We start from the raw sequence: 19,256 nt of genomic DNA, 5'->3' as shown, positions 1-19,256 counted from the left end.
ATGAGCGCGGCCAGCGCAGCGAGCCGGACTACCTGCCGGCGCTGCAGAAAGAACTGCTCGAAGTGATCCGCAAGTATGTGAACATCGGCAGTGATGATGTGCATATCGAACTGGAAAACCAGGGTAGCTGCTCGATTCTGGAACTGAACATCACCTTGCCGGATCGCTGATTCAGCGACCGGCTTTGATCATTGGGGCTGCCTCGCAGCCCATCGCCGGCAAGCCGGCTCCTACAGGTGTGGGAGCCGGCTTGCCGGCGATGGGGCGCGAAGCGGCCCCAATGGTTTTCCCCGATTTGACCGAGAACCCGCAATGCCGCTGTCGAACGTGCAGATCCTCCATGAAGACGCCGCCATCCTGGTGGTCAACAAGCCGACCCTGCTGCTGTCGGTGCCAGGCCGTGCCGACGACAACAAGGACTGCCTGATCACCCGCCTGCAGGAAAACGGCTACCCGGACGCCCTGATCGTGCACCGCCTGGACTGGGAAACTTCCGGCATCATCCTGCTGGCGCGTGACGCCGACAGCCACCGCGAGCTGTCGCGCCAGTTCCATGACCGCGAAACCGAGAAGGCCTATACCGCCCTGTGCTGGGGCCAGCCGGCGCTGGACAGCGGCAGCATCGATTTGCCGCTGCGCTACGACCCGCCAACCAAGCCGCGCCACGTGGTGGACCATGAGCTGGGCAAGCATGCCCTGACCTTCTGGCGCATCGTCGAGCGTTGCGGCGATTACTGCCGGGTCGAGCTGACGCCGATTACCGGGCGTTCACACCAGTTGCGCGTGCACATGCTGTCGATCGGCCATCCGCTGCTGGGCGACCGCCTGTATGCCAACCCCGAAGCGCTGGCGGCCCACGAACGGCTGTGCCTGCATGCATCGATGCTGAGCTTTACCCACCCGGTTTCCGGGGAGCGGCTAAAGTTCGAGTGCCCGGCACCGTTCTGAGTCCGCGTCGCCTGCTTCGCGGGGCAAGCCCGCTCCCACAGCAGCCCCACAGTTGCCTGATGCTGTGGGAGCGGGCTTGACCCGCGAAGGGGCCGACACAATTTGTATTCCATCTGCGCTAAACTCGCGCCACTGCTGTCTGGAGTGAGTTATGCGCGAAGCACTGAATACCGGCCTGATCGATTTCCTCAAGGCCTCCCCCACGCCCTTCCATGCCACCGCCAGCCTGGCCCAGCGCCTCGAGGCTGCCGGCTACCAGCGCCTGGACGAGCGTGACAGCTGGGCCACGGTGCCTGGCGGGCGCTACTACGTCACCCGCAACGATTCCTCGATCATCGCCATCAAGCTGGGCAAGCAAGCGCCCCTGCTGAGCGGCATCCGCATGGTCGGCGCGCACACCGACAGCCCGTGCCTGCGGGTCAAGCCGCAGCCTGAGCTGCAGCGCCAGGGCTTCTTGCAACTGGGTGTGGAAGTGTACGGCGGTGCCCTGCTGGCGCCGTGGTTCGACCGCGACCTGTCGCTGGCCGGGCGCGTCACCTTCCGCCGTGACGGCAAGGTCGAGAGCCAGCTGATCGACTTCAAGCTGCCGATCGCGATCATCCCCAACCTGGCCATCCACCTGAACCGCACCGCCAACGAAGGCTGGCAGATCAACCCGCAGAACGAACTGCCGCCGATCCTCGCCCAGGTGGCCGGCGACGAGCGCATCGACTTCCGCGCCCTGCTCACCGAGCAGCTGGCCCGCGAGCACGGGCTCAACGCCGACGTGGTGCTGGACTACGAGCTGAGCTTCTACGACACCCAGGACGCCGCCCTGATCGGCCTGAACGGCGACTTCATCGCCGGCGCCCGCCTGGACAACCTGCTGTCGTGCTATGCCGGCCTGCAGGCGCTGCTGGCGGCCGACAGCGACGAAACCTGCGTGCTGGTGTGCAACGACCACGAAGAAGTCGGCAGCTGCTCGGCCTGCGGCGCCGACGGCCCGATGCTGGAGCAGACCTTGCAGCGCCTGCTGCCAGAGGGCGACGCCTACGTGCGCACGATCCAGCGCTCGCTGATGGTGTCGGCCGACAACGCCCACGGCGTGCACCCCAACTACGCCGACAAGCATGATGGCAACCACGGGCCCAAGCTCAACGCAGGCCCGGTGATCAAGGTCAACAACAACCAGCGCTACGCCACCAACAGCGAAACGGCCGGTTTCTTCCGCCACCTGTGCATGGCCGAGGAAGTGCCGGTGCAGAGCTTCGTGGTGCGCAGCGACATGGGTTGCGGCTCGACCATCGGCCCGATCACCGCCAGCCACCTGGGCGTGCGCACCGTCGACATCGGCCTGCCGACCTTTGCCATGCACTCGATTCGCGAGCTGTGCGGCAGCCATGACCTGGCGCACCTGGTGAAGGTGCTGACCGCGTTCTACCGCAGCCGCGAATTGCCTTGATCCGGTAGCGGGCCCAATCGCCGGCAAGCCGGCTCCCACAGGTACAGCATGCATCGCGCCTGTGGCAGCCGGCTTGCCGGCGATTGGGCCAATGAGCTGCCACGGATCAATCCCGCTTCGCTTCCACCCGCTATGCTTAAGGCATGCCCCCACGCAAAAGGATTGCTGTCCATGTCCCCGTTCCTGTCCCTGTTCGTACCGGTGTTCCTGTTCCTGCTGCTGCTGACCATCGGCTTCAGCATGCGCGAGCGCAACATCGGCGTGCTGATGATGTGGATCGGCACCCTGGGTATCTTCGGCCTCACCTGCTGGAAGATCCTTGAGAAACTCCCCACATAAACCTCTACACTCGGTCAATCGTTTGACCTGAGGTAGATTTCCCGGTGCCTGCACTCCTGCGTTGCCTTGCCCTGCTGCTGTTCATCGCCCTTTCCCCGGCCCAGGCGGCGGGGCTGCCGAGCCTGCTCGGCTCCAGTACCCCCGCCCAGCCCGAGGCCACCGAGCCCCTGGGCAAGTCGCTGGACGAAGTGATCAAGAACCTGGAAAACGACCAGCAACGGGCCAAGCTGCTGGCCGACCTGAAAAAGCTGCGCGATGCCACCAAGCAATCGCAACCGGCCGCCGAGCAAGGCGTGCTGGGCCTGATCGGCGGGGCGTTGCATGACCTGGAGAAGCAGTTCAGCGGCGACGCCAGCCCGTTCAACCGCTGGTCGCAGGAAATCGACCAGGCCCAGTCCGAACTCACCGAACTGATCGTGCCCGTGCACCAGTGGCCGGCGATCCTCTTCGGCTTTGCCGCCATCATCGCCGTCTGGAGCCTGCTGGCCTACGCCTTCAACTGGATCGGCCACCGCGTGCGGGTGCGCTTCGGCCTGACCGAAGAACTGCCCCAGCACCCGCGCACCTGGGACCTGGTGCGCTTCGCCCTGCGCAAGCTCGGGCCGTGGCTGGTGGCGCTGGTGTTCACCGTGTACCTGAGCTTTGCCCTGCCCTCCTCGCTGGGCAAGTCGATGGCCATGGTGCTGGCCTATGCGCTGGTGGTGGGTACGTGCTTCTCGGCCATCTGCGTGATCGCCTTCTCCCTGCTCGATGGCCCGCACCGCCACCGCGCCTTGTACATCCTGCGCCACCAGGCGTTCCGCCCGCTGTGGCTGATCGGCAGTTTCGCCGCCTTTGGCGAGGCGATGAGCGACCCGCGCATGACCGTGGCCCTGGGCACGCACCTGGCGCATGCCCTGGCGACCCTGGCCAACGTCATCGCCGCGGTGTGCACGGGGCTGTTCATCCTGCGTTTTCGCCGCCCGATCGCCCACCTGATCCGCAACCAGCCCCTGGATCGGCGCCTGACCCGGCGCACCTTGAGCGACACCATCGAACTGCTCGGCAGTTTCTGGTTCGTGCCGCCGCTGATCCTGGTGGCGATTTCGCTGATCGCCACCTTCATTTCCGCCGGCGGCACCAGCACCGCCCTGCGCCAGTCGCTGATGTGCACGGTGCTGGTGGTGGTGTGCATGGTGCTCAACGGCCTGGTGCGCCGCCACGCCGCCAACCCCAAGCGCGCCAACAAGCGCCAGGCGGTGTACACCGAACGCCTGCGCAACTTCGCCTACGCCCTGCTGCACCTGGGCATCTGGCTGCTGTTCATCGAACTGGGGCTGCGGGTGTGGGGCCTGTCGATGGTCGGCTTCGCCGAGGGCGACGGCCATGAGGTGAGCATGCGCCTGGCGGGGCTGGCCGGCACGCTGATCGCCGCCTGGCTGGTGTGGATCCTCGCCGACACGGCGGTGCACCACGCCCTGGTGCGCTCGCGCCGCGGCCTGGCCAACGCCCGCGCGCAAACCATGATGCCGCTGATCCGCAACGTGATGTTCGTGGCCATCTTCATCATCGCGGTGATCGTCGCCCTGGCCAACATGGGCATGAACGTCACGCCGCTGCTGGCCGGTGCCGGTGTGATCGGCCTGGCCATCGGTTTTGGCGCGCAGTCGCTGGTTGCCGACCTGATCACCGGCCTGTTCATCATCATCGAAGACTCGCTGGCCATCGACGACTACGTCGATGTCGGTGGCCACCTGGGCACGGTCGAGGGCTTGACCATCCGCACCGTGCGCCTGCGCGACATCGACGGCATCGTGCACACCATCCCGTTCAGCGAAATCAAGAGCATCAAGAACTACTCGCGCGAGTTCGGCTATGCGATCTTCCGCGTGGCGATCCCGCACAGCATGAACATCGACCAGGCCATCACGCTGATCCGCGAGGTGGGGCAGAAGCTGCGCACCGACCCGCTGATGCGCCGCAACATCTGGTCGCCGCTGGAGCTGCAGGGGGTGGAAAGCTTCGAGTCGGGCTCGGCGATCCTGCGGGCGCGGTTCAAGACGGCGCCGATCAAGCAGTGGGAGGTGTCGCGGGCGTTCAACCTGGCGTTGAAGCGCCAGCTCGATGAGGCGGGGCTGGACCTGGCGACGCCGCGGCTGTCGGTGCAGGTGGTGACCGCCGGGGGTGGCGGGATGACAGAAGCCGGTTCGTCCAGTTAGGGCCTCATCGCCGACAAGCCGGCTGCCACAAGCTGTGGGAGCCGGCTTGCCGGCGATTGGGCTGCAAGGCAGCCCTACCCCGCCTGGGCACGAATGCAGATCGCATCATGCCGCCAATACTCCAGGTCGCAGTCGATCAGGTGGCCATGCTGGTCACTGTTGACCCGGGTGATGTGCAGCCCCGGGCTGCCCACCGACACCTTCAAGGCCGCCGCCGCGTCCACCGGCAAGGCGGTGGGCAGGATCTCGAAGCGCACCTGCCCATATTCGATGCCATACACCCGCCCATAAATCTCGGTCAGTGACTGCGCCAGGTCCTGGTCGAGAATCCCCGGGAAGTAGCGCGGGTTGAGGTAGTGCTCGGCATACAGCACCGCCCGCCCATCGATCCGCCGCAAGCGGCAAATCCGCACCACGCTGGACAACGCCGGCAGGCACAGGCGCGCGCAGATGGCCGCCGGGGCCGGCTGCAGGCGTGCCGACAGCAGTTCGGTGGTGGGCTGGCGGCCCTGGTCGCGCACCATCGCATGGAAATGGCTGCGCTCGATCAGGTCGTAGGTCAGCCGCTGCGGGGCGACGAACCAGCCGCGCCGTTCCTCGCGATAGATCAGGCCCTGGGCCTCCAACTGCACCAATGCCTCACGCAGGGTGATGCGGGTGGTGTCGAACACCTCGCTGAGCTTGCGCTCGGCCGGCAACTTGCCGCCCGGCGCCAGCAGGCCATGCTCGATCTGCTCCTGCAGGGCATGGCAGATGGCTGTTACCGCACGCGGTGGCATCGACTGCATCAAAGGTTACCTATCTGGACTAGTCCAGCCCCAAAACAGGGCATCTGGAGAATAGTGCAAGCCTAGGCACGGCTGATGAACATCCTGTGACAAGGCCTTGGCCAAGGCCCTGCCAGAAGCGCGCCAAGCCCGCAAATTCAAGGGTGTGAACTGGTCTACGCTGTACCTTCAGGCAACCGTGGCCGGCCGCGGCAAGGGCCTCTTACATCAAACTGTCACGCAAGCGGCCTACCTTGGCGCAAGGTTTGCTGACCTAGACCAACGGTTTCCAGCAACGGTTACATGCACGACACGATCGCTTAAGGCACCCACCCAAGGAGCTTCGGATGAAAAAGTTCTTCATGGCGTCACTGCTCGGTTCTGCTATTGCCCTGTGTACCTCGGCCATGGCCGCAGGCGCTGACCTCACCGCCCTGGAAGCCGCCGCCAAGAAAGAAGGCCAAGTCAACAGCGTGGGCATGCCCGATGCCTGGGCCAACTGGAAAGGCACCTGGGAAGATCTGGCCAGCAAATACGGCCTCAAGCACACCGACACCGACATGAGCTCGGCCCAGGAAATCGCCAAGTTCGACGCCGAGAAAGACAACGCCAGCGCCGACATCGGTGACGTCGGCGCAGCCTTCGGGCCGATCGCCGTGACCAAGGGCGTGAGCCAGCCGTACAAGCCGAGCACCTGGGACCAGGTGCCGGAGTGGGCCAAGGACAAGGACGGCCACTGGGCGCTGGCCTATACCGGCACCATCGCCTTCATCATCAACAAGGACCTGGTCAAGGAAGATCAACGGCCCAAGTCCTGGCACGACCTGGAAAAAGGCAAGTACAAGGTCGCCATCGGCGACGTCAGCACTGCCGCCCAGGCGGCCAACGGCGTGCTCGCCGCCGCGATTGCCTACAAAGGCGACGAAACCAATATCGCACCGGGCCTGCAGCTGTTCACCAAGCTGGCCCAGCAGAAGCGCCTGTCGCTGGCCAACCCGACCATCCAGACCCTGGAAAAGGGCGAAGTGGAGGTCGGCGTGGTGTGGGACTTCAACGGCCTGAGCTACCGTGAACAGATCGACCCCAAGCGCTTCGAAGTGCTGATCCCATCCGATGGCACGGTGATGTCCGGCTATACCACCATCATCAACAAGTACGCCAAGCACCCCAATGCGGCCAAGCTTGCCCGCGAATACATCTTCAGCGATGCCGGGCAGATCAACCTGGCCAAGGGCCACGCCCGGCCGATTCGCGCCGAGCACCTGAAGCTGCCGGAGGACGTGCAGGCCAAGCTGCTGCCTAACGAGCAGTACAGCGCTGCGCAGCCGATCAAGAATGCCGAGGCGTGGGAAAAGACCTCCAAGGAACTGCCGCAGAAGTGGCAGGAGCAAGTGATCATCGAGATGGAGTGAGGGCCTGGTTTTTCTAGTGCCTGAAGCGGCCTCATCGCCGGCAAGCCGGCTCCCACAAGTACAACACCTGTGGGAGCCGGCTTGCCGGCGATGAGGGCAACGCAGTTATTGACTGGAGCCAACATGCAACACAACGTCATCCTGGTCCTGCTCGACGGCCTCAACCACCAGGTAGCCCACCACGCCATGGGCCACCTGCATGCCTATGTCGAAGCCGACCGCGCCGCGCTGTACCGCGTGGAATGCGAGCTGCCTTCGCTGTCGCGCCCCCTGTACGAATGCATCCTCACCGGCGTGCCGCCGATCGACAGCGGCATCGTGCACAACAACGTCAACCGCCTGTCCACCCAGCGCAGCGTGTTCCACTACGCCCGCGAAGCCGGCCTGGGCACTGCGGCGGCGGCCTATCACTGGATGAGCGAGCTGTACAACCGCTCGCCCTTCGACCCGCTGCGCGACCGCCACACCCACGCGCCGAAGCTGCCGATCCAGCATGGCCTGTTCTACTGGGCCGACCACTACCCCGATTCGCACCTGCTGGCCGACGCCGAATACCTGCGCCGGCGCCATGCGCCGAACTTCCTGCTGGTGCACCCGATGAACATCGACGACGCCGGCCACCGCCACGGCCTGGACAGCAGCCAGTACCGCAACGCCGCGCGCAGCGCCGACATCCTCCTGGCCGACTACCTGCCGCGCTGGCTCGAAGAGGGCTACCAGGTGCTGGTGACCGCCGACCATGGCATGAACAACGACCGCTCGCACAACGGCCTGCTGGCCGAGGAACGCGAAGTGCCGCTGTTCGTGTTCGGCGATGCGTTCAGCCTGGACCCGGCCGCCAAGCCGCTGCAGACCGAGTTGTGCGGCACCATCTGCGAACTGCTCGGCGCCGCCCACGACAAGACCGTGTGCCGGGAGCTGCTCAAGTGACGGCCGCCAAACGCAGCCGCGCCAGTGGCCGCTACCTGGCCCTGCTGTGCCTGCTGCCCTTCGCCGTGTTCTTCATCGTCTTCCAGATCGCCCCGCTGGCCTGGGTGGCGATCAACAGCGTGCAGTCAGAGGCGGGCTGGGGCCTGGACAACTTCAGCAAGATCTTCGCCTCCAAGTTCTACCTGCAGGCGCTGCAACGCAGCCTGGAGATCAGCTTCTGGTCGAGCCTGTTCGGCATCGTCATCGCCACCCTCGGCGCCTATTCGCTGCGCCAGGTGGACTCGCGCCTGCGCGACTTCGTCAGCGCCTTCGCCAACATGACCAGCAATTTCGCCGGCGTGCCGCTGGCCTTCGCCTTCATCATCCTGCTTGGCTTCAACGGCGCGCTGACCCTGCTGCTCAAGCAGATGGGGCTGCTCGAAGACTTCAGCATCTACTCCAAGAGCGGCCTGATCCTGGTGTACACCTACTTCCAGATCCCGCTCGGCGTGCTGCTGCTCTACCCGGCCTTCGACGCGCTGCGCGAAGACTGGCGCGAGTCGGCCGCGCTGCTCGGCGCCAACCACTGGCAGTACTGGCGGCATATCGGCCTGCCGGTGCTGACCCCAGCGCTGCTCGGCACCTTCGTCATCCTCCTGGCCAATGCCCTGGGCGCCTACGCCACGGTGTATGCGTTGACCACCGGCAACTTCAATGTGCTGCCCATCCGCATCGCAGGCCTGGTGGCCGGCGACATCAGCCTCGACCCGAACCTTGCCAGCGCTCTGGCCATGGTGCTGGTGGGCTTGATGACGCTGGTCACGGTGGTGCACCAGTGGCTGCTCAAGAGGAGCTACCATGCGCGCTGAAAAAAACGCCGCCGGGCTGTACCACCGGCTGATGGTGTACCTGCTGTTTCTGATTTTGCTGCTGCCACTGGCCGGCACCCTGCTCTACTCGCTGGCCACCAGCTGGTCGGCAAGCCTCTTGCCCAGCGGCCTGACCTTCAAGTGGTACCTGGCGCTGTGGAGCGAGCCGCGCTTTCTGGCCGCCTTCGGCCAGTCGCTGCTGGTGTGCGTCGGCGCCCTGGTGCTGTCGGTGGTGCTGATCCTGCCGCTGCTGTTCGTGGTGCACTACCACTTCCCGCGCCTCGATGCGCTGATGAACATCCTCATCCTGCTGCCCTTCGCGGTGCCGCCGGTGGTGTCGTCGGTGGGCCTGCTGCAGCTCTATGGCAGCGGGCCGATGGCCATGGTCGGCACGCCGTGGATCCTCATCGGCTGCTACTTCACCATCGCCCTGCCGTTCATGTACCGGGCGATCACCAACAACCTGCAGGCGATCAACCTGCGCGACCTGATGGACGCCGCCCAGTTGCTGGGCGCCAGCACCTGGCAGGCAGCGTTTCTGGTGGTGCTGCCGAACCTGCGCAAGGGGCTGATGGTCGCCCTGCTGCTGTCGTTCTCGTTCCTGTTCGGCGAATTCGTATTCGCCAACCTGCTGGTCGGCACCCGCTACGAGACCCTGCAGGTGTACCTGAACAACATGCGCAACAGCAGCGGCCACTTCAACAGCGCCCTGGTGATCTCGTACTTCGCCTTCGTGCTGGTGCTGACCTGGGTCGCCAACCGCTTGAACAAGGACAAGACCTGACATGAGCTTCGTCAGCGTACAGAAACTGCACAAAAGCTATGGCGGCACCCCGGTGTTCGAGCACATCGACTGCCAGATCGAACGCGGCGAGTTCGTCACCCTGCTCGGCCCGTCCGGCTGCGGCAAGTCGACCCTGCTGCGCTGCATCGCCGGGCTGACCCCGGTGGACGGCGGGCAGATCCTGCTCGATGGCCAGGACATCGTGCCGCTGAGCCCGCAGAAGCGCGGCATCGGCATGGTGTTCCAGAGCTATGCGCTGTTCCCCAACATGACCGTGGAGCAGAACGTCGCGTTCGGCCTGCGCATGCAGAAGGTCAAGGCCGACGAGAGCCAGAGCCGCGTGCGCGAGGCCCTGGCGCTGGTGGAGCTGGGCAGTTTCGCCGGGCGCTACCCGCACCAGCTGTCGGGCGGTCAGTGCCAGCGTGTGGCCCTGGCCCGCTCGCTGGTCACCCGGCCCCGCCTGCTGCTGCTCGACGAGCCGCTGTCGGCGCTGGATGCGCGCATCCGCAAGCACCTGCGCGAGCAGATTCGCGCCATCCAGCGCGAACTGGGGCTGACCACCATCTTCGTCACCCACGACCAGGAAGAAGCGCTGACCCTGTCCGACCGCATCTTCCTGATGAACCAGGGCCGCATCGTCCAGAGCGGCGATGCCGAAACCCTCTACACCGCCCCCGTCGACCTGTTCGCCGCGGGCTTCATCGGCAACTACAACCTGCTCGACCCGGACAGCGCCAGCCGCCTGTTGCAGCGCCCGGTGGCCAGCCGCCTGGCGATACGGCCAGAGTCGATCACCCTTGGCCTGGATGGCGAGCGCGACGGCGAAGTGCGCAGCCACAGCCTGCTCGGCAACGTGATCCGCTACCGGGTGCGGGTGCGCGAGGTGGAGCTGGTGGTCGATGTGCTCAATCGCTCGCCTGCGGACCTGCACTCGGACGGGCAGCGGGTATCCTTGTCGATCGACCCTACCGCGCTACGGGAAGTGGCCTAAGGAGAATCACACATGGCACTGGCAATTTTCGATCTGGACGAAACCCTGATCCACGGTGACTGCGCGTCGCTGTGGAGCGAGCAGATGGCGCGGCTGGGCTGGGTCGACGGCAAGGACTTCCTGCGCCGCGACCATGAGCTGATGGAGGCCTACGGCAAGGGCCACCTGCGCATGGAGGACTACATGGCCTTCAGCCTGGAGCCGATTGCCGGGCGTACCCTGGAGGAAGTCGAGCACCTGGTGGAGCCCTGGGTCGAGGACGTGATCGAGCCGATCATCTACGGCGACGCCTGCCGCTGCATTGCCGAGCACCGCAAGCGTGGCGACCGGATCCTGATCATTTCCGCTTCGGGCACGCACCTGGTGGGGCCGATTGCGGCGCGCCTGGGGGTGGATGAGTACCTGGCGATCGAGCTGGAGGCGTTGAACGGGGTGTACACCGGCAAGACCCATGGGGTGCTGACCTACCGCGAAGGCAAGATCACCCGCTTGCTGGAGTGGCTGGATCAGGAGCAGGAGAATCTGGAGGGGGCAAGCTTCTATTCGGATTCGCGCAATGACTTGCCGTTGTTGCTGAAGGTGGACTACCCGCATGTGGTCAATCCTGACCCTGTACTGAGGGAGCATGCAGAGGTCAATGGTTGGCCTATCTTGAGCTGGTCCTGAGCATTTTGCTCAGGCAGGCCCGGCCCAATCGCCGGCAAGCCGGCTCTCACAAGTACACCACCGCTCTTCAGCCATGTGGTTTACCTGTGGGAGCCGGCTTGCCGGCGATTGGGCCTTGAGGGCCTACGCCAGGCTCGGGTCGATGACCATCACCAGCTTGCCCGACACCTGGTTGCTCTCAAGCTCGGCATACGCCGCCTGGGCAAACTCCACCGGGTAGGTGTCCACCAGCTGCGGCGACAGGCGCCCTTCGCTGAACAGCGGCCACACCTGCTGCTGCAGCTCGCGCAGCAGCTCGGCCTTGAACCCGTCGTCGCGGTTGCGCAGCGTCGAGCCGGTGATTTCCAGGCGCTTGCCCAGCACCTGCGCCAGGTCCAGCTCGAACTTGCGCCCGCCCATCAAGCCAATGATGACCCAACGCCCATCACGGGCCAGCAGCTTGAGGTTGAGCGGGCCATAGCTGGCGCCCACCGGGTCGAGGATCACGTCGAACGGGCCGAACCCTTCGAGCGCCTCGAGGTTCTCGTTGCGCACCACACCGCCGGCCGCCCCCAGGTCCTGGCAGTAGGCCAGGCGGTCCTGCGAGCCGACGCTGACATACACCGGGTTGCCAAAGGCTTTGCACAGCTGGATCGCCGCCGAGCCGACGCCGCTGGCGCCCGCGTGCACCAGCACCTTCTCGCCCGCCTTCAGCGCGCCCAGCTGGAAGATGTTCAACCACGCCGTGGCATACACCTCGGGCAGCGCCGCCGCTTCCTGCAGGCTCAGGCCCTCGGGCACCGGCAGCACATGGCGTGCGTCCACCACCACTTCCTCGGCCATGGCGCCACTGGCCAGCAGTGCGCACACGCGGTCGCCCACGCGCCAGTCGGCACCGGCGCCGACTTCCGCGATCACCCCGGCGCACTCCAGGCCCATGTACGGGCTGGCGCCTGGAGGTGGCGGATAGAGGCCCTTCATCTGCAGCAGATCAGCGCGGTTCAACCCCGCTGCAGCCACCCGAATGCGTACCTGGCCGGCGTCACAGGCCGGGCGTTCGGCCTCGACCCAGGCCACATGTCCGTCTTCGCCTTGCAATGCTTTCACAGTGCCTCCATAGTTGAATCATGACTGAGCCTGGGGAACGCTTGCCCCAGGCTTTTTGCAGTATTTGTCCGGCTCCATGGAACCGGCAACGGAAAAGACGGCCTACTATGCGTGATCAATTGCCTCCACGTCGAATCAGCATGAAGCATTTCCTCCCAAGCACCGCCCTGGCCATGATGATCGGCCTGGGCAGCCTCACGCTCGGCGGCAATGCGGCGGCCGCCAACAAGTGGGACAGCCTGCAGCCCGACCGTGACGAAATCGTCGCCAGCCTCAACGTGGTGGAGCTGCTCAAGCGCCACCATTACAGCAAGCCACCGCTCGATGACGCCCGCTCGGTGATCATCTACGACAGCTACATCAAGCTGCTCGACCCAGCCCGCAGCTACTTCACCGCGGCCGACATCGCCGAGTTCGACAAGTGGAAGACGCAGTTCGACGACTTCCTCAAGAGCGGCAACCTCGACCCCGGCTTCACCATCTACAAGCGCTACCTCGACCGGGTCAAGCAGCGCCTGGACTTCGCCCTGGCCGAGCTGGACAAGGGCGTCGACAAGATGGACTTCACCACCCACGAGACCTTGCTGATCGACCGCAAGGACGCGCCGTGGATGAAGGACCAGGCCGAGCTCGACGACCTGTGGCGCAAACGCGTCAAGGACGAAGTGCTGCGCCAGAAGCTCGCCGGCAAAGAGCCCAAGCAGATCCAGGAAACCCTGACCAAGCGCTACAAGAACCAACTGGCGCGCCTGGACCAGACCCGTGCCGAGGACATCTTCCAGGCCTACATCAACACCTTCGCCCAGTCCTACGACCCGCACACCAACTACCTGTCGCCGGATAACGCCGAGAACTTCGACATCAACATGAGCCTGTCGCTCGAAGGCATCGGCGCGGTGCTGCAGAGCGACAACGACCAGGTCAAGATCGTGCGCCTGGTGCCGGCCGGCCCTGCCGCCAAGACCAAGCAGGTGGCCACCGCCGACAAGATCATCGGCGTCGCCCAGGGCAACAAGGAAATGGTCGACGTGGTCGGCTGGCGCCTGGACGAAGTGGTCAAGCTGATCCGCGGCCCGAAAGGCTCGGTGGTGCGCCTGGAGATCATTCCGGCGAGCAATGCGCCGAGCGACCAGACCACCAAGATCGTTTCCATCACCCGTGAAGCGGTCAAGCTCGAAGAGCAGGCGGCGAAGAAGTCGGTGCTCAAGCTCAAGCAGGATGGCCGCGACTACAAGCTGGGCATCATCGAGATCCCGGCCTTCTACCTGGACTTCAAGGCCTACCGTGCCGGCGACCCCGAGTACAAGAGCACCACGCGTGACGTGAAGAAACTGCTCACCGAGCTGCAGAAGGAAAAAGTCGACGGCGTGGTCATCGACCTGCGCAACAACGGCGGCGGATCCCTGCAGGAAGCCACCGAGCTGACCAGCCTGTTCATCGAGAAAGGCCCGACCGTGCTGGTACGCAACAGCGATGGCCGCGTCGACGTGCTCGAGGACGAAAACCCCGGTGCCTTCTACAAAGGCCCGCTGGCGCTGCTCGTCAACCGCCTCTCGGCCTCGGCCTCGGAGATCTTCGCCGGCGCCATGCAGGACTACCACCGCGCGCTGATCATCGGCGGCCAGACCTTCGGCAAAGGCACCGTGCAGACCATCCAGCCGCTCAACCATGGCGAGCTGAAACTGACCCTGGCCAAGTTCTACCGGGTTTCCGGGCAGAGCACCCAGCACCAGGGCGTGCTGCCGGACATCGATTACCCGTCGATCATCGACACCAAGGAAATCGGCGAAAGCGCCCTGCCCGAAGCCATGCCATGGGACACCATCCGCCCGGTGGTCAAGCCTGCGGCCGACCCGTTCAAGCCGTTCCTGGCCCAGCTCAAGGCGCAGCATGAAGCGCGCAGCGACAAGGATGCAGAGTTCACCTACATCCGCGACCGCCTGGCGCTGACCCAGAAGCTGATGAACGAGAAGACCGTCAGCCTCAACGAGCAGGATCGCCGCGCACGCCACGACGAGATCGAGGCCAAGCAGCTGGCGCTGGAAAACACCCGCCGCAAGGCCAAGGGTGAAGAGCCGCTCAAGGAGCTGAAGAAAGAAGACGAAGACGCCCTACCGGCCGAAGATGAGAACACCAAACCGGAGGACGACGCCTACCTGTCGGAGACCGGTCGTATCCTCATCGACTACCTGAGTGCCAGCACCAAGGTGGCCAAGAAGTAAGGGTTAGGTCGTGAAAAAGGGGCCAGGCATGTGAATGCCTGGCCCCTTTTTTTATGCCCTGGCGAGCTGGCGCTCAGGCAATTTCCGGATAGCAGTATTCGAACACCCTGACCACCTCGGAGGCATGCCAGGACGCCGCCTCCATGCCATCCACCGGCCCGGAGAAGCGCCCCAGGCGCTCGACGCATTCGAAGAAGCCGGTGCGCGGCAGGCGGCTGGCGCCCTGACTGATCACCAGCGAGCTGCGCAGCGGCTGCTCGGCGCGGGCATCGAGCACGGCCAGGTACTCCAGCGCCGCAGTCAGCGTCTGCATGGCAGGGCTTGGCAGTTGCAGGCGCTCGATCAGCGCCCGGTAGGTCAGCAGATGGCGTTGTCGTCGGGCCAGGTCAAGCTCATCCAGCAGGCTTTGCCAGTGCTGGCGGCTGATCCTGACCTGGCTCATGACGGCTCGCTCCAGCCGGCGACGCCCAAGTGCCAGGCCAGGGCCCGGCGAATCGCCGCATCCGGCTGGCGTTCGCCGGATTCGATCATGGCCAGGTAGGCCGGGCTAACACCAACATTGCGCGCCAGTTGCTCGGCAGCAATGCCTTTGCCCTGGCGGATCTGCCCGACCTCACTGAATACAGGCAGGTTGACACTCGCCGCCGGTTGCTCTTGTAAGGCTGACACCGCTTCGGCAGGTGCCTGGCCGGCTGCCTTGAGCAGCGCCTGGTACTGCTCCCAGGGAACGACGGCGTACTCGGGCTGACCGTCCCGGCTAATGACCTGAATACCCATTACAACCCCCTTACGTAGGATTACCGCATGTAATCCGTAGGCATAACCCTTATGCCAATTATATTACCAAGTGCGGCAGTCTGTGGGGATCGGTGCGCTTTCAGTGGCTTTTGCGTTCCAGGCGCAGGGCTTCGGGGCTGTCGGGCAGGCGCTCGACCACGCGCAGACGCTCTGGCGCCTGGCTGTCGCGCCAGGCCTTGAAGCGTGCCAGCTCATCGGCCACGGTCTTGAGCACCCAGCCGAGCACGGCGATGTCATCGAGGAACCCAACCCCCAGCAACCAGTCGGGAATGGCATCGATGGGGCTGACGAAGTACAAAAGGCCGGCGACGATGGTCACCAGCGCCTTGGGGCTGATTGCCCGGTACTCGCCGCGCCACCACGCCAGGCACAGCGCCTGCAGCAATTTGACGTCATCACGCAGCTGGCCCAGGCGCGGCCCTTTGCGGGCCACGGCGAACAGCAAGGCCGGCAACCGGCCACGGCTGAGCAGGCGCTCGGCCAAGGGCAGGAAGCGGGCGAAATTCCAGGGTGCGCTCATGGAGCCTCCAGCAGGGGTTAGGTTATCCACATTTATTGTGGATAACCTTGTGAACAGGGCGAAGTTTCTGACGCCAGGTGCCCATAAGGCAAGGGCCCCGGTCAGATCGGGCGTTTTTTACACAGCGGTTAAAGCCGCGCAAACGATTTGCGCCGCCAGCCCGCCGCAGCTTCACACCGTCCTTGATCGGACAGCCGCACTGCGCCGGGGTTCGTTACAGGCCGCTGGCACAAACAAAAACGCCCCGTCGAAACGGGGCGTCTTGCCGAACTGCCGTGCTTACTTGGCAGGTGCTTCAGCGGCGGCGTCGCCTTCCGGCGCGTCACCTTGCAGCTGGCTCGGGTCCTTGATGGCGATCAGTTCCAGATCGAACACCAGCACCGAGTTGGCCGGGATCAGCGGGCTCGGGCTTTGTGCGCCGTAGGCCAGCTCAGCCGGGATGAACAGCTTGTACTTCTCGCCAACGTGCATCAGCTGCAGGCCTTCGACCCAGCCCGGAATCACGCCGCTGACCGGCAGGTCGATCGGGCTGCCGCGCTCGACGGAGCTGTCGAACACCTTGCCATCGATCAGCTTGCCTTCGTAGTGGACAGTGACCACGTCGGTCGGCTTGGGCTGCGGGCCGTCGGCCTTCTTGACCACTTCGTACTGCAGGCCCGAGGCGGTGGTGACCACGCCTGGCTTCTTGGCGTTTTCTTCGAGGAATTTCTTGCCGGCGCTGGCCGCTTCTTCGCTGGCCTTGGCCAGACGCTCTTCGGCGCGCTTCTGCAGCGAGGTGAAGGCTTCTACCAGCTCTTCATCCTTGATGCGCTGCTCTTTCTTGCCAACGGCGTCTTCGATGCCGAGGGCCACGGCTTTGGAATCAAGGTCTTCCATGCCTTCCTGGGCCAGGCTCTTGCCCATGTTCAGGCCGATACCGTAGGAGGCTTTCTGTGCCGGAGTCTTCAGCTCGGGGGTGCTGGCTTGTTGGTCACAGCCGGCCAATACCAAGCCTACCAGGGCAACCGCAGCCGCCAAACGATGCTGTTTCATGCTATTTCCTTGTTCATGCGCCATGTGGGCAATCAGGGTAAAGCCGCGAGCTTATCAGGCGGCCATTACCAATGGCTACCGGCATAAGAGCGGGTTCTGGTAAGGAAGTTCAGTACTTAAAAGCTTATTCATGCATAGGCCGCAGCCATTGGCCAGTATTGACCCTTCATCGCGGTTTTGCCTGAAATTTGTGGCTATTCATGTCAGGCAGTTCTGAGCCCCGCTGGATCAGGGATACAGCCCATCACGGTACTGCGCTGCCACCTCACGCAACACTTCGCACACCCATTGCCCCGGCACGCTCTGCGGCAACGCTGCATTGCGGCAGATGCCCACCGAACCGCCGGGCTCGCGCACGCCCAGGTCCAGCTCGGCCAGCTCGCCCCGGCGCAAGTCGAGCAACACCGCATCACGCGGCGCCACCCACACCCCATCGCTGCCCAGCAGGTAGCGCCGGCTCAAGGCCAGCGACAAGGTTTCCAGGCGCTGCGCCGGCATCTGGATGCCGCACTGCACGAATAGGCTGTCGGCGTGCTGGCGGATGGTGGTGCCCGAAGGTGGCAGCACCAAGGGGTAGCGGCTGACCTGTGCGCGCTCCACCGGCAGCTTGGCCAGCAACGGGTGGCCGGGGCGCACCACCAGGGCCATCGATTCACTGTACAGGTGCTCGAACGACAAGCCCTGGATCTGCGGGCTGTCGGTCATGCGCCCGACCACCAGCTCCAGCTCCCCGAGGTGCAATTGGCCAAGCAGCTGTGCGCTGACCCCGGTGACCACGCTGATCACCAGCGCCTCGTGGCGCTGATGCAGGCGGCACAGCACCTCGGGCATCAACAGGCCTTCGACCGTCGACAGCACGCCGATGCGCACCTGGGACGGCGCCCGCGCCTCGCCCCTCAGGCTGCTCACGCCATCGCGCAGAGCCTGCACGCTGGGCCCGGCATAGCGCATGAAGCGGCTGCCGGCGGAGGTCAGCACCACGCCCTGGCGGCCACGTTCGAACAGGCGCGCCTCGAGCAGGTCCTCGAGCTCCTTGAGGGTCTTGGAAATCGCGGGCTGGCTGATCGCCAGGATATCGGCAGCCCTGGCCAGGCTGCCCTGCCGGGCAATCTCCAGGAAGCACAACAGGTGGCGGTACTTGATGCGGGTATCGAGGTTCATGCCGGCAAGCTTAACGCATGCACCCGCTGTGGATCAGCTGCGGTGGCAGGCCGCCGGCCTATGGCGCTATGCTGGAGCCATTTCCAGCTAGAGCTACTGCCCCCATTCCATGTCCCAGGTGATCCTCAAGACCCCCGCCCAACTCGACCTGATGCGCAACGCCGGCCATCTGCTGGCCCAGGTATTCGCCGACCTCGACAGTTTCATCCGCCCCGGCGTGACCACCATGCAGATCAACGACCGCGCCGAGGCGTTCATCGTCCAGACCCTCACGGCACGCCCGGCCAGCAAGGGCCAGTACGGCTTCCCCTACTCGCTCAACACGTCGGTGGACCATGTGGTGTGCCACGGCATGCCCAAAGTGGATGAAGTGCTACAGGAAGGTTCGATCATCAACGTCGATATCACCCTGGAACAGGGCGGCTACATCGCCGATTCGTCGAAAATGTACAGCATCGGGCAGATCGGCGATGAAGCCCGGCGCCTGGTCGACACCACCTATGAGGCATTGTGCAAAGGCATCGCCCAGGTGCGCCCCGGCGCGACGCTGGGCGACATCGGCCATGCCATCCAGGCCCATGCGGAAGCTGCGGGCTACAGCGTGGTACGCGAGTATTGCGGGCATGGCATCGGCCAGCAGATGCACGAAGGCCCCGAAGTGCTGCATTTCGGCCAGCGTGGCATGGGCATGAAGTTGAAACCGGGGATGGTGTTCACCATCGAGCCGATGATCAACCAGGGTGGCCGTGGCACACGGACGCTGAAGGATGGCTGGACGGTGGTTACCCGCGACCACAGCCTGTCGGCGCAGTGGGAGCACACGGTGGCGGTGACCGAAGATGGGGTCGAGGTGCTGACGTTGCGTGAGGAAGAGCGCAACCGCTGACTGGGCGGCTAGCGGCCCTTCTGTGGGAGCGGGCTTGCCCCGCGAACACGGGCGAAGCCCGTGCCATCCAGCGGCGTTGTCTGGGGCGGCCCCTTCGCGGGGCAAGCCCGCTCCCACATTCAATCGCCACATCGACCGATAAATTTGATGCAAAAAAAAAGCGACCCTAAGGTCGCTTTCTTTGTGGCTTCCGGGTGTTCAGTGAGCCCTGGAAGCGGAATATGGCG

At 64.7% G+C, this 19,256-nt stretch carries 20 protein-coding genes; 13 read left to right on the top strand and 7 right to left on the bottom strand.

What is annotated here, in order from left to right; genetic code table 11:
• The 5 genes from minE to B3E94_RS15795 form a co-directional block, all read left to right on the top strand.
• Nucleotides 1-170 (top strand): cell division topological specificity factor MinE (minE, locus tag B3E94_RS15815; RefSeq protein ID WP_286914263.1); only part of this gene is annotated, 170 nt, incomplete at its 5' end.
• Between the two features lie 142 nt (nucleotides 171-312).
• Nucleotides 313-948, top strand: a complete 636-nt coding sequence (locus B3E94_RS15810) for an RluA family pseudouridine synthase (RefSeq protein ID WP_236237438.1) — start codon at nucleotides 313-315, stop codon at nucleotides 946-948.
• A gap of 151 nt (nucleotides 949-1,099) precedes the next feature.
• Nucleotides 1,100-2,389 (top strand): M18 family aminopeptidase, encoded by a 1,290-nt coding sequence (locus tag B3E94_RS15805; RefSeq protein WP_176517911.1) that lies wholly within the window; start codon nucleotides 1,100-1,102, stop codon nucleotides 2,387-2,389.
• A 171-nt stretch (nucleotides 2,390-2,560) separates the two neighbouring features.
• Complete coding sequence (locus B3E94_RS15800; RefSeq protein ID WP_012271002.1) at nucleotides 2,561-2,728, top strand: hypothetical protein; 168 nt, start codon at nucleotides 2,561-2,563, stop codon at nucleotides 2,726-2,728.
• 44 nt (nucleotides 2,729-2,772) lie between these two features.
• A complete protein-coding gene (locus B3E94_RS15795) occupies nucleotides 2,773-4,926 on the top strand; it encodes a mechanosensitive ion channel family protein (protein ID WP_286914238.1) in 2,154 nt (717 codons plus the stop codon).
• A 74-nt stretch (nucleotides 4,927-5,000) separates the two neighbouring features.
• Here B3E94_RS15795 and B3E94_RS15790 read toward each other — a convergent pair whose 3' ends face one another.
• Nucleotides 5,001-5,714, bottom strand: a complete 714-nt coding sequence (locus tag B3E94_RS15790) for a UTRA domain-containing protein (RefSeq protein ID WP_286914237.1) — start codon at nucleotides 5,712-5,714, stop codon at nucleotides 5,001-5,003.
• 326 nt (nucleotides 5,715-6,040) lie between these two features.
• Here B3E94_RS15790 and B3E94_RS15785 point away from each other — a divergent pair, with 326 nt between their 5' ends.
• From B3E94_RS15785 to B3E94_RS15760, 6 genes are all read left to right on the top strand, one after another.
• Nucleotides 6,041-7,105, top strand: coding sequence for an ABC transporter substrate-binding protein (locus tag B3E94_RS15785; RefSeq protein WP_286914236.1), 1,065 nt, complete (start codon nucleotides 6,041-6,043; stop codon nucleotides 7,103-7,105).
• A 123-nt stretch (nucleotides 7,106-7,228) separates the two neighbouring features.
• Nucleotides 7,229-8,035, top strand: coding sequence for an alkaline phosphatase family protein (locus B3E94_RS15780; RefSeq protein ID WP_176517915.1), 807 nt, complete (start codon nucleotides 7,229-7,231; stop codon nucleotides 8,033-8,035).
• Nucleotides 8,032-8,883 (top strand): ABC transporter permease, encoded by an 852-nt coding sequence (locus B3E94_RS15775; RefSeq protein WP_286914235.1) that lies wholly within the window; start codon nucleotides 8,032-8,034, stop codon nucleotides 8,881-8,883. Before B3E94_RS15780 ends, B3E94_RS15775 begins: the two co-directional genes overlap by 4 nt.
• A complete protein-coding gene (locus B3E94_RS15770; RefSeq protein ID WP_286914234.1) occupies nucleotides 8,873-9,667 on the top strand; it encodes an ABC transporter permease in 795 nt (264 codons plus the stop codon). The genes B3E94_RS15775 and B3E94_RS15770 overlap by 11 nt, the downstream gene beginning before the upstream one ends.
• Before the next feature lies 1 nt (nucleotide 9,668).
• Entirely contained in the window at nucleotides 9,669-10,658 is a 990-nt protein-coding gene (locus tag B3E94_RS15765; protein ID WP_286914232.1) for an ABC transporter ATP-binding protein, read from the top strand.
• Between the two features lie 12 nt (nucleotides 10,659-10,670).
• Nucleotides 10,671-11,324, top strand: a complete 654-nt coding sequence (locus B3E94_RS15760; RefSeq protein WP_286914231.1) for an HAD family hydrolase — start codon at nucleotides 10,671-10,673, stop codon at nucleotides 11,322-11,324.
• Between the two features lie 123 nt (nucleotides 11,325-11,447).
• On the opposite strand, the gene B3E94_RS15755 is transcribed toward B3E94_RS15760, so the two are convergent.
• Nucleotides 11,448-12,410: an NAD(P)H-quinone oxidoreductase gene (locus B3E94_RS15755; RefSeq protein WP_286914230.1), complete on the bottom strand. Its 963-nt coding sequence runs from the start codon at nucleotides 12,408-12,410 to the stop codon at nucleotides 11,448-11,450.
• A 140-nt stretch (nucleotides 12,411-12,550) separates the two neighbouring features.
• Here B3E94_RS15755 and B3E94_RS15750 point away from each other — a divergent pair, with 140 nt between their 5' ends.
• Nucleotides 12,551-14,632, top strand: a complete 2,082-nt coding sequence (locus B3E94_RS15750; RefSeq protein WP_176517921.1) for a carboxy terminal-processing peptidase — start codon at nucleotides 12,551-12,553, stop codon at nucleotides 14,630-14,632.
• Nucleotides 14,633-14,705: 73 nt separating this feature from the next.
• Here B3E94_RS15750 and B3E94_RS15745 read toward each other — a convergent pair whose 3' ends face one another.
• The 5 genes from B3E94_RS15745 to pcaQ all read right to left on the bottom strand — a co-directional run bounded on the left by B3E94_RS15745 (nucleotide 14,706) and on the right by pcaQ (nucleotide 18,143).
• Nucleotides 14,706-15,074, bottom strand: coding sequence for a hypothetical protein (locus B3E94_RS15745; protein WP_176517922.1), 369 nt, complete (start codon nucleotides 15,072-15,074; stop codon nucleotides 14,706-14,708).
• Nucleotides 15,071-15,409, bottom strand: a complete 339-nt coding sequence (locus B3E94_RS15740) for a helix-turn-helix domain-containing protein (RefSeq protein WP_286914229.1) — start codon at nucleotides 15,407-15,409, stop codon at nucleotides 15,071-15,073. Before B3E94_RS15740 ends, B3E94_RS15745 begins: the two co-directional genes overlap by 4 nt.
• A gap of 100 nt (nucleotides 15,410-15,509) precedes the next feature.
• A complete protein-coding gene (locus tag B3E94_RS15735; protein ID WP_176517924.1) occupies nucleotides 15,510-15,950 on the bottom strand; it encodes a YkvA family protein in 441 nt (146 codons plus the stop codon).
• A gap of 279 nt (nucleotides 15,951-16,229) precedes the next feature.
• Nucleotides 16,230-16,982, bottom strand: coding sequence for an FKBP-type peptidyl-prolyl cis-trans isomerase (locus tag B3E94_RS15730; RefSeq protein WP_176517925.1), 753 nt, complete (start codon nucleotides 16,980-16,982; stop codon nucleotides 16,230-16,232).
• 228 nt (nucleotides 16,983-17,210) lie between these two features.
• The gene (pcaQ, locus tag B3E94_RS15725; protein WP_286914227.1) at nucleotides 17,211-18,143 is read right to left on the bottom strand and encodes a pca operon transcription factor PcaQ; all 933 of its coding nucleotides are present in this window, start codon (nucleotides 18,141-18,143) and stop codon (nucleotides 17,211-17,213) included.
• A 109-nt stretch (nucleotides 18,144-18,252) separates the two neighbouring features.
• Here pcaQ and map point away from each other — a divergent pair, with 109 nt between their 5' ends.
• Entirely contained in the window at nucleotides 18,253-19,029 is a 777-nt protein-coding gene (map, locus tag B3E94_RS15720) for a type I methionyl aminopeptidase (protein ID WP_286914226.1), read from the top strand.
• Nucleotides 19,030-19,256: the final 227 nt, after the last annotated feature.

It is taken from the genome of Pseudomonas sp. UBA6315 (assembly GCF_002438125.1).
Taxonomy (GTDB): domain Bacteria; phylum Pseudomonadota; class Gammaproteobacteria; order Pseudomonadales; family Pseudomonadaceae; genus Aquipseudomonas; species Aquipseudomonas faucium.
This window is presented reverse-complemented; position numbering and strand designations above follow the sequence as displayed.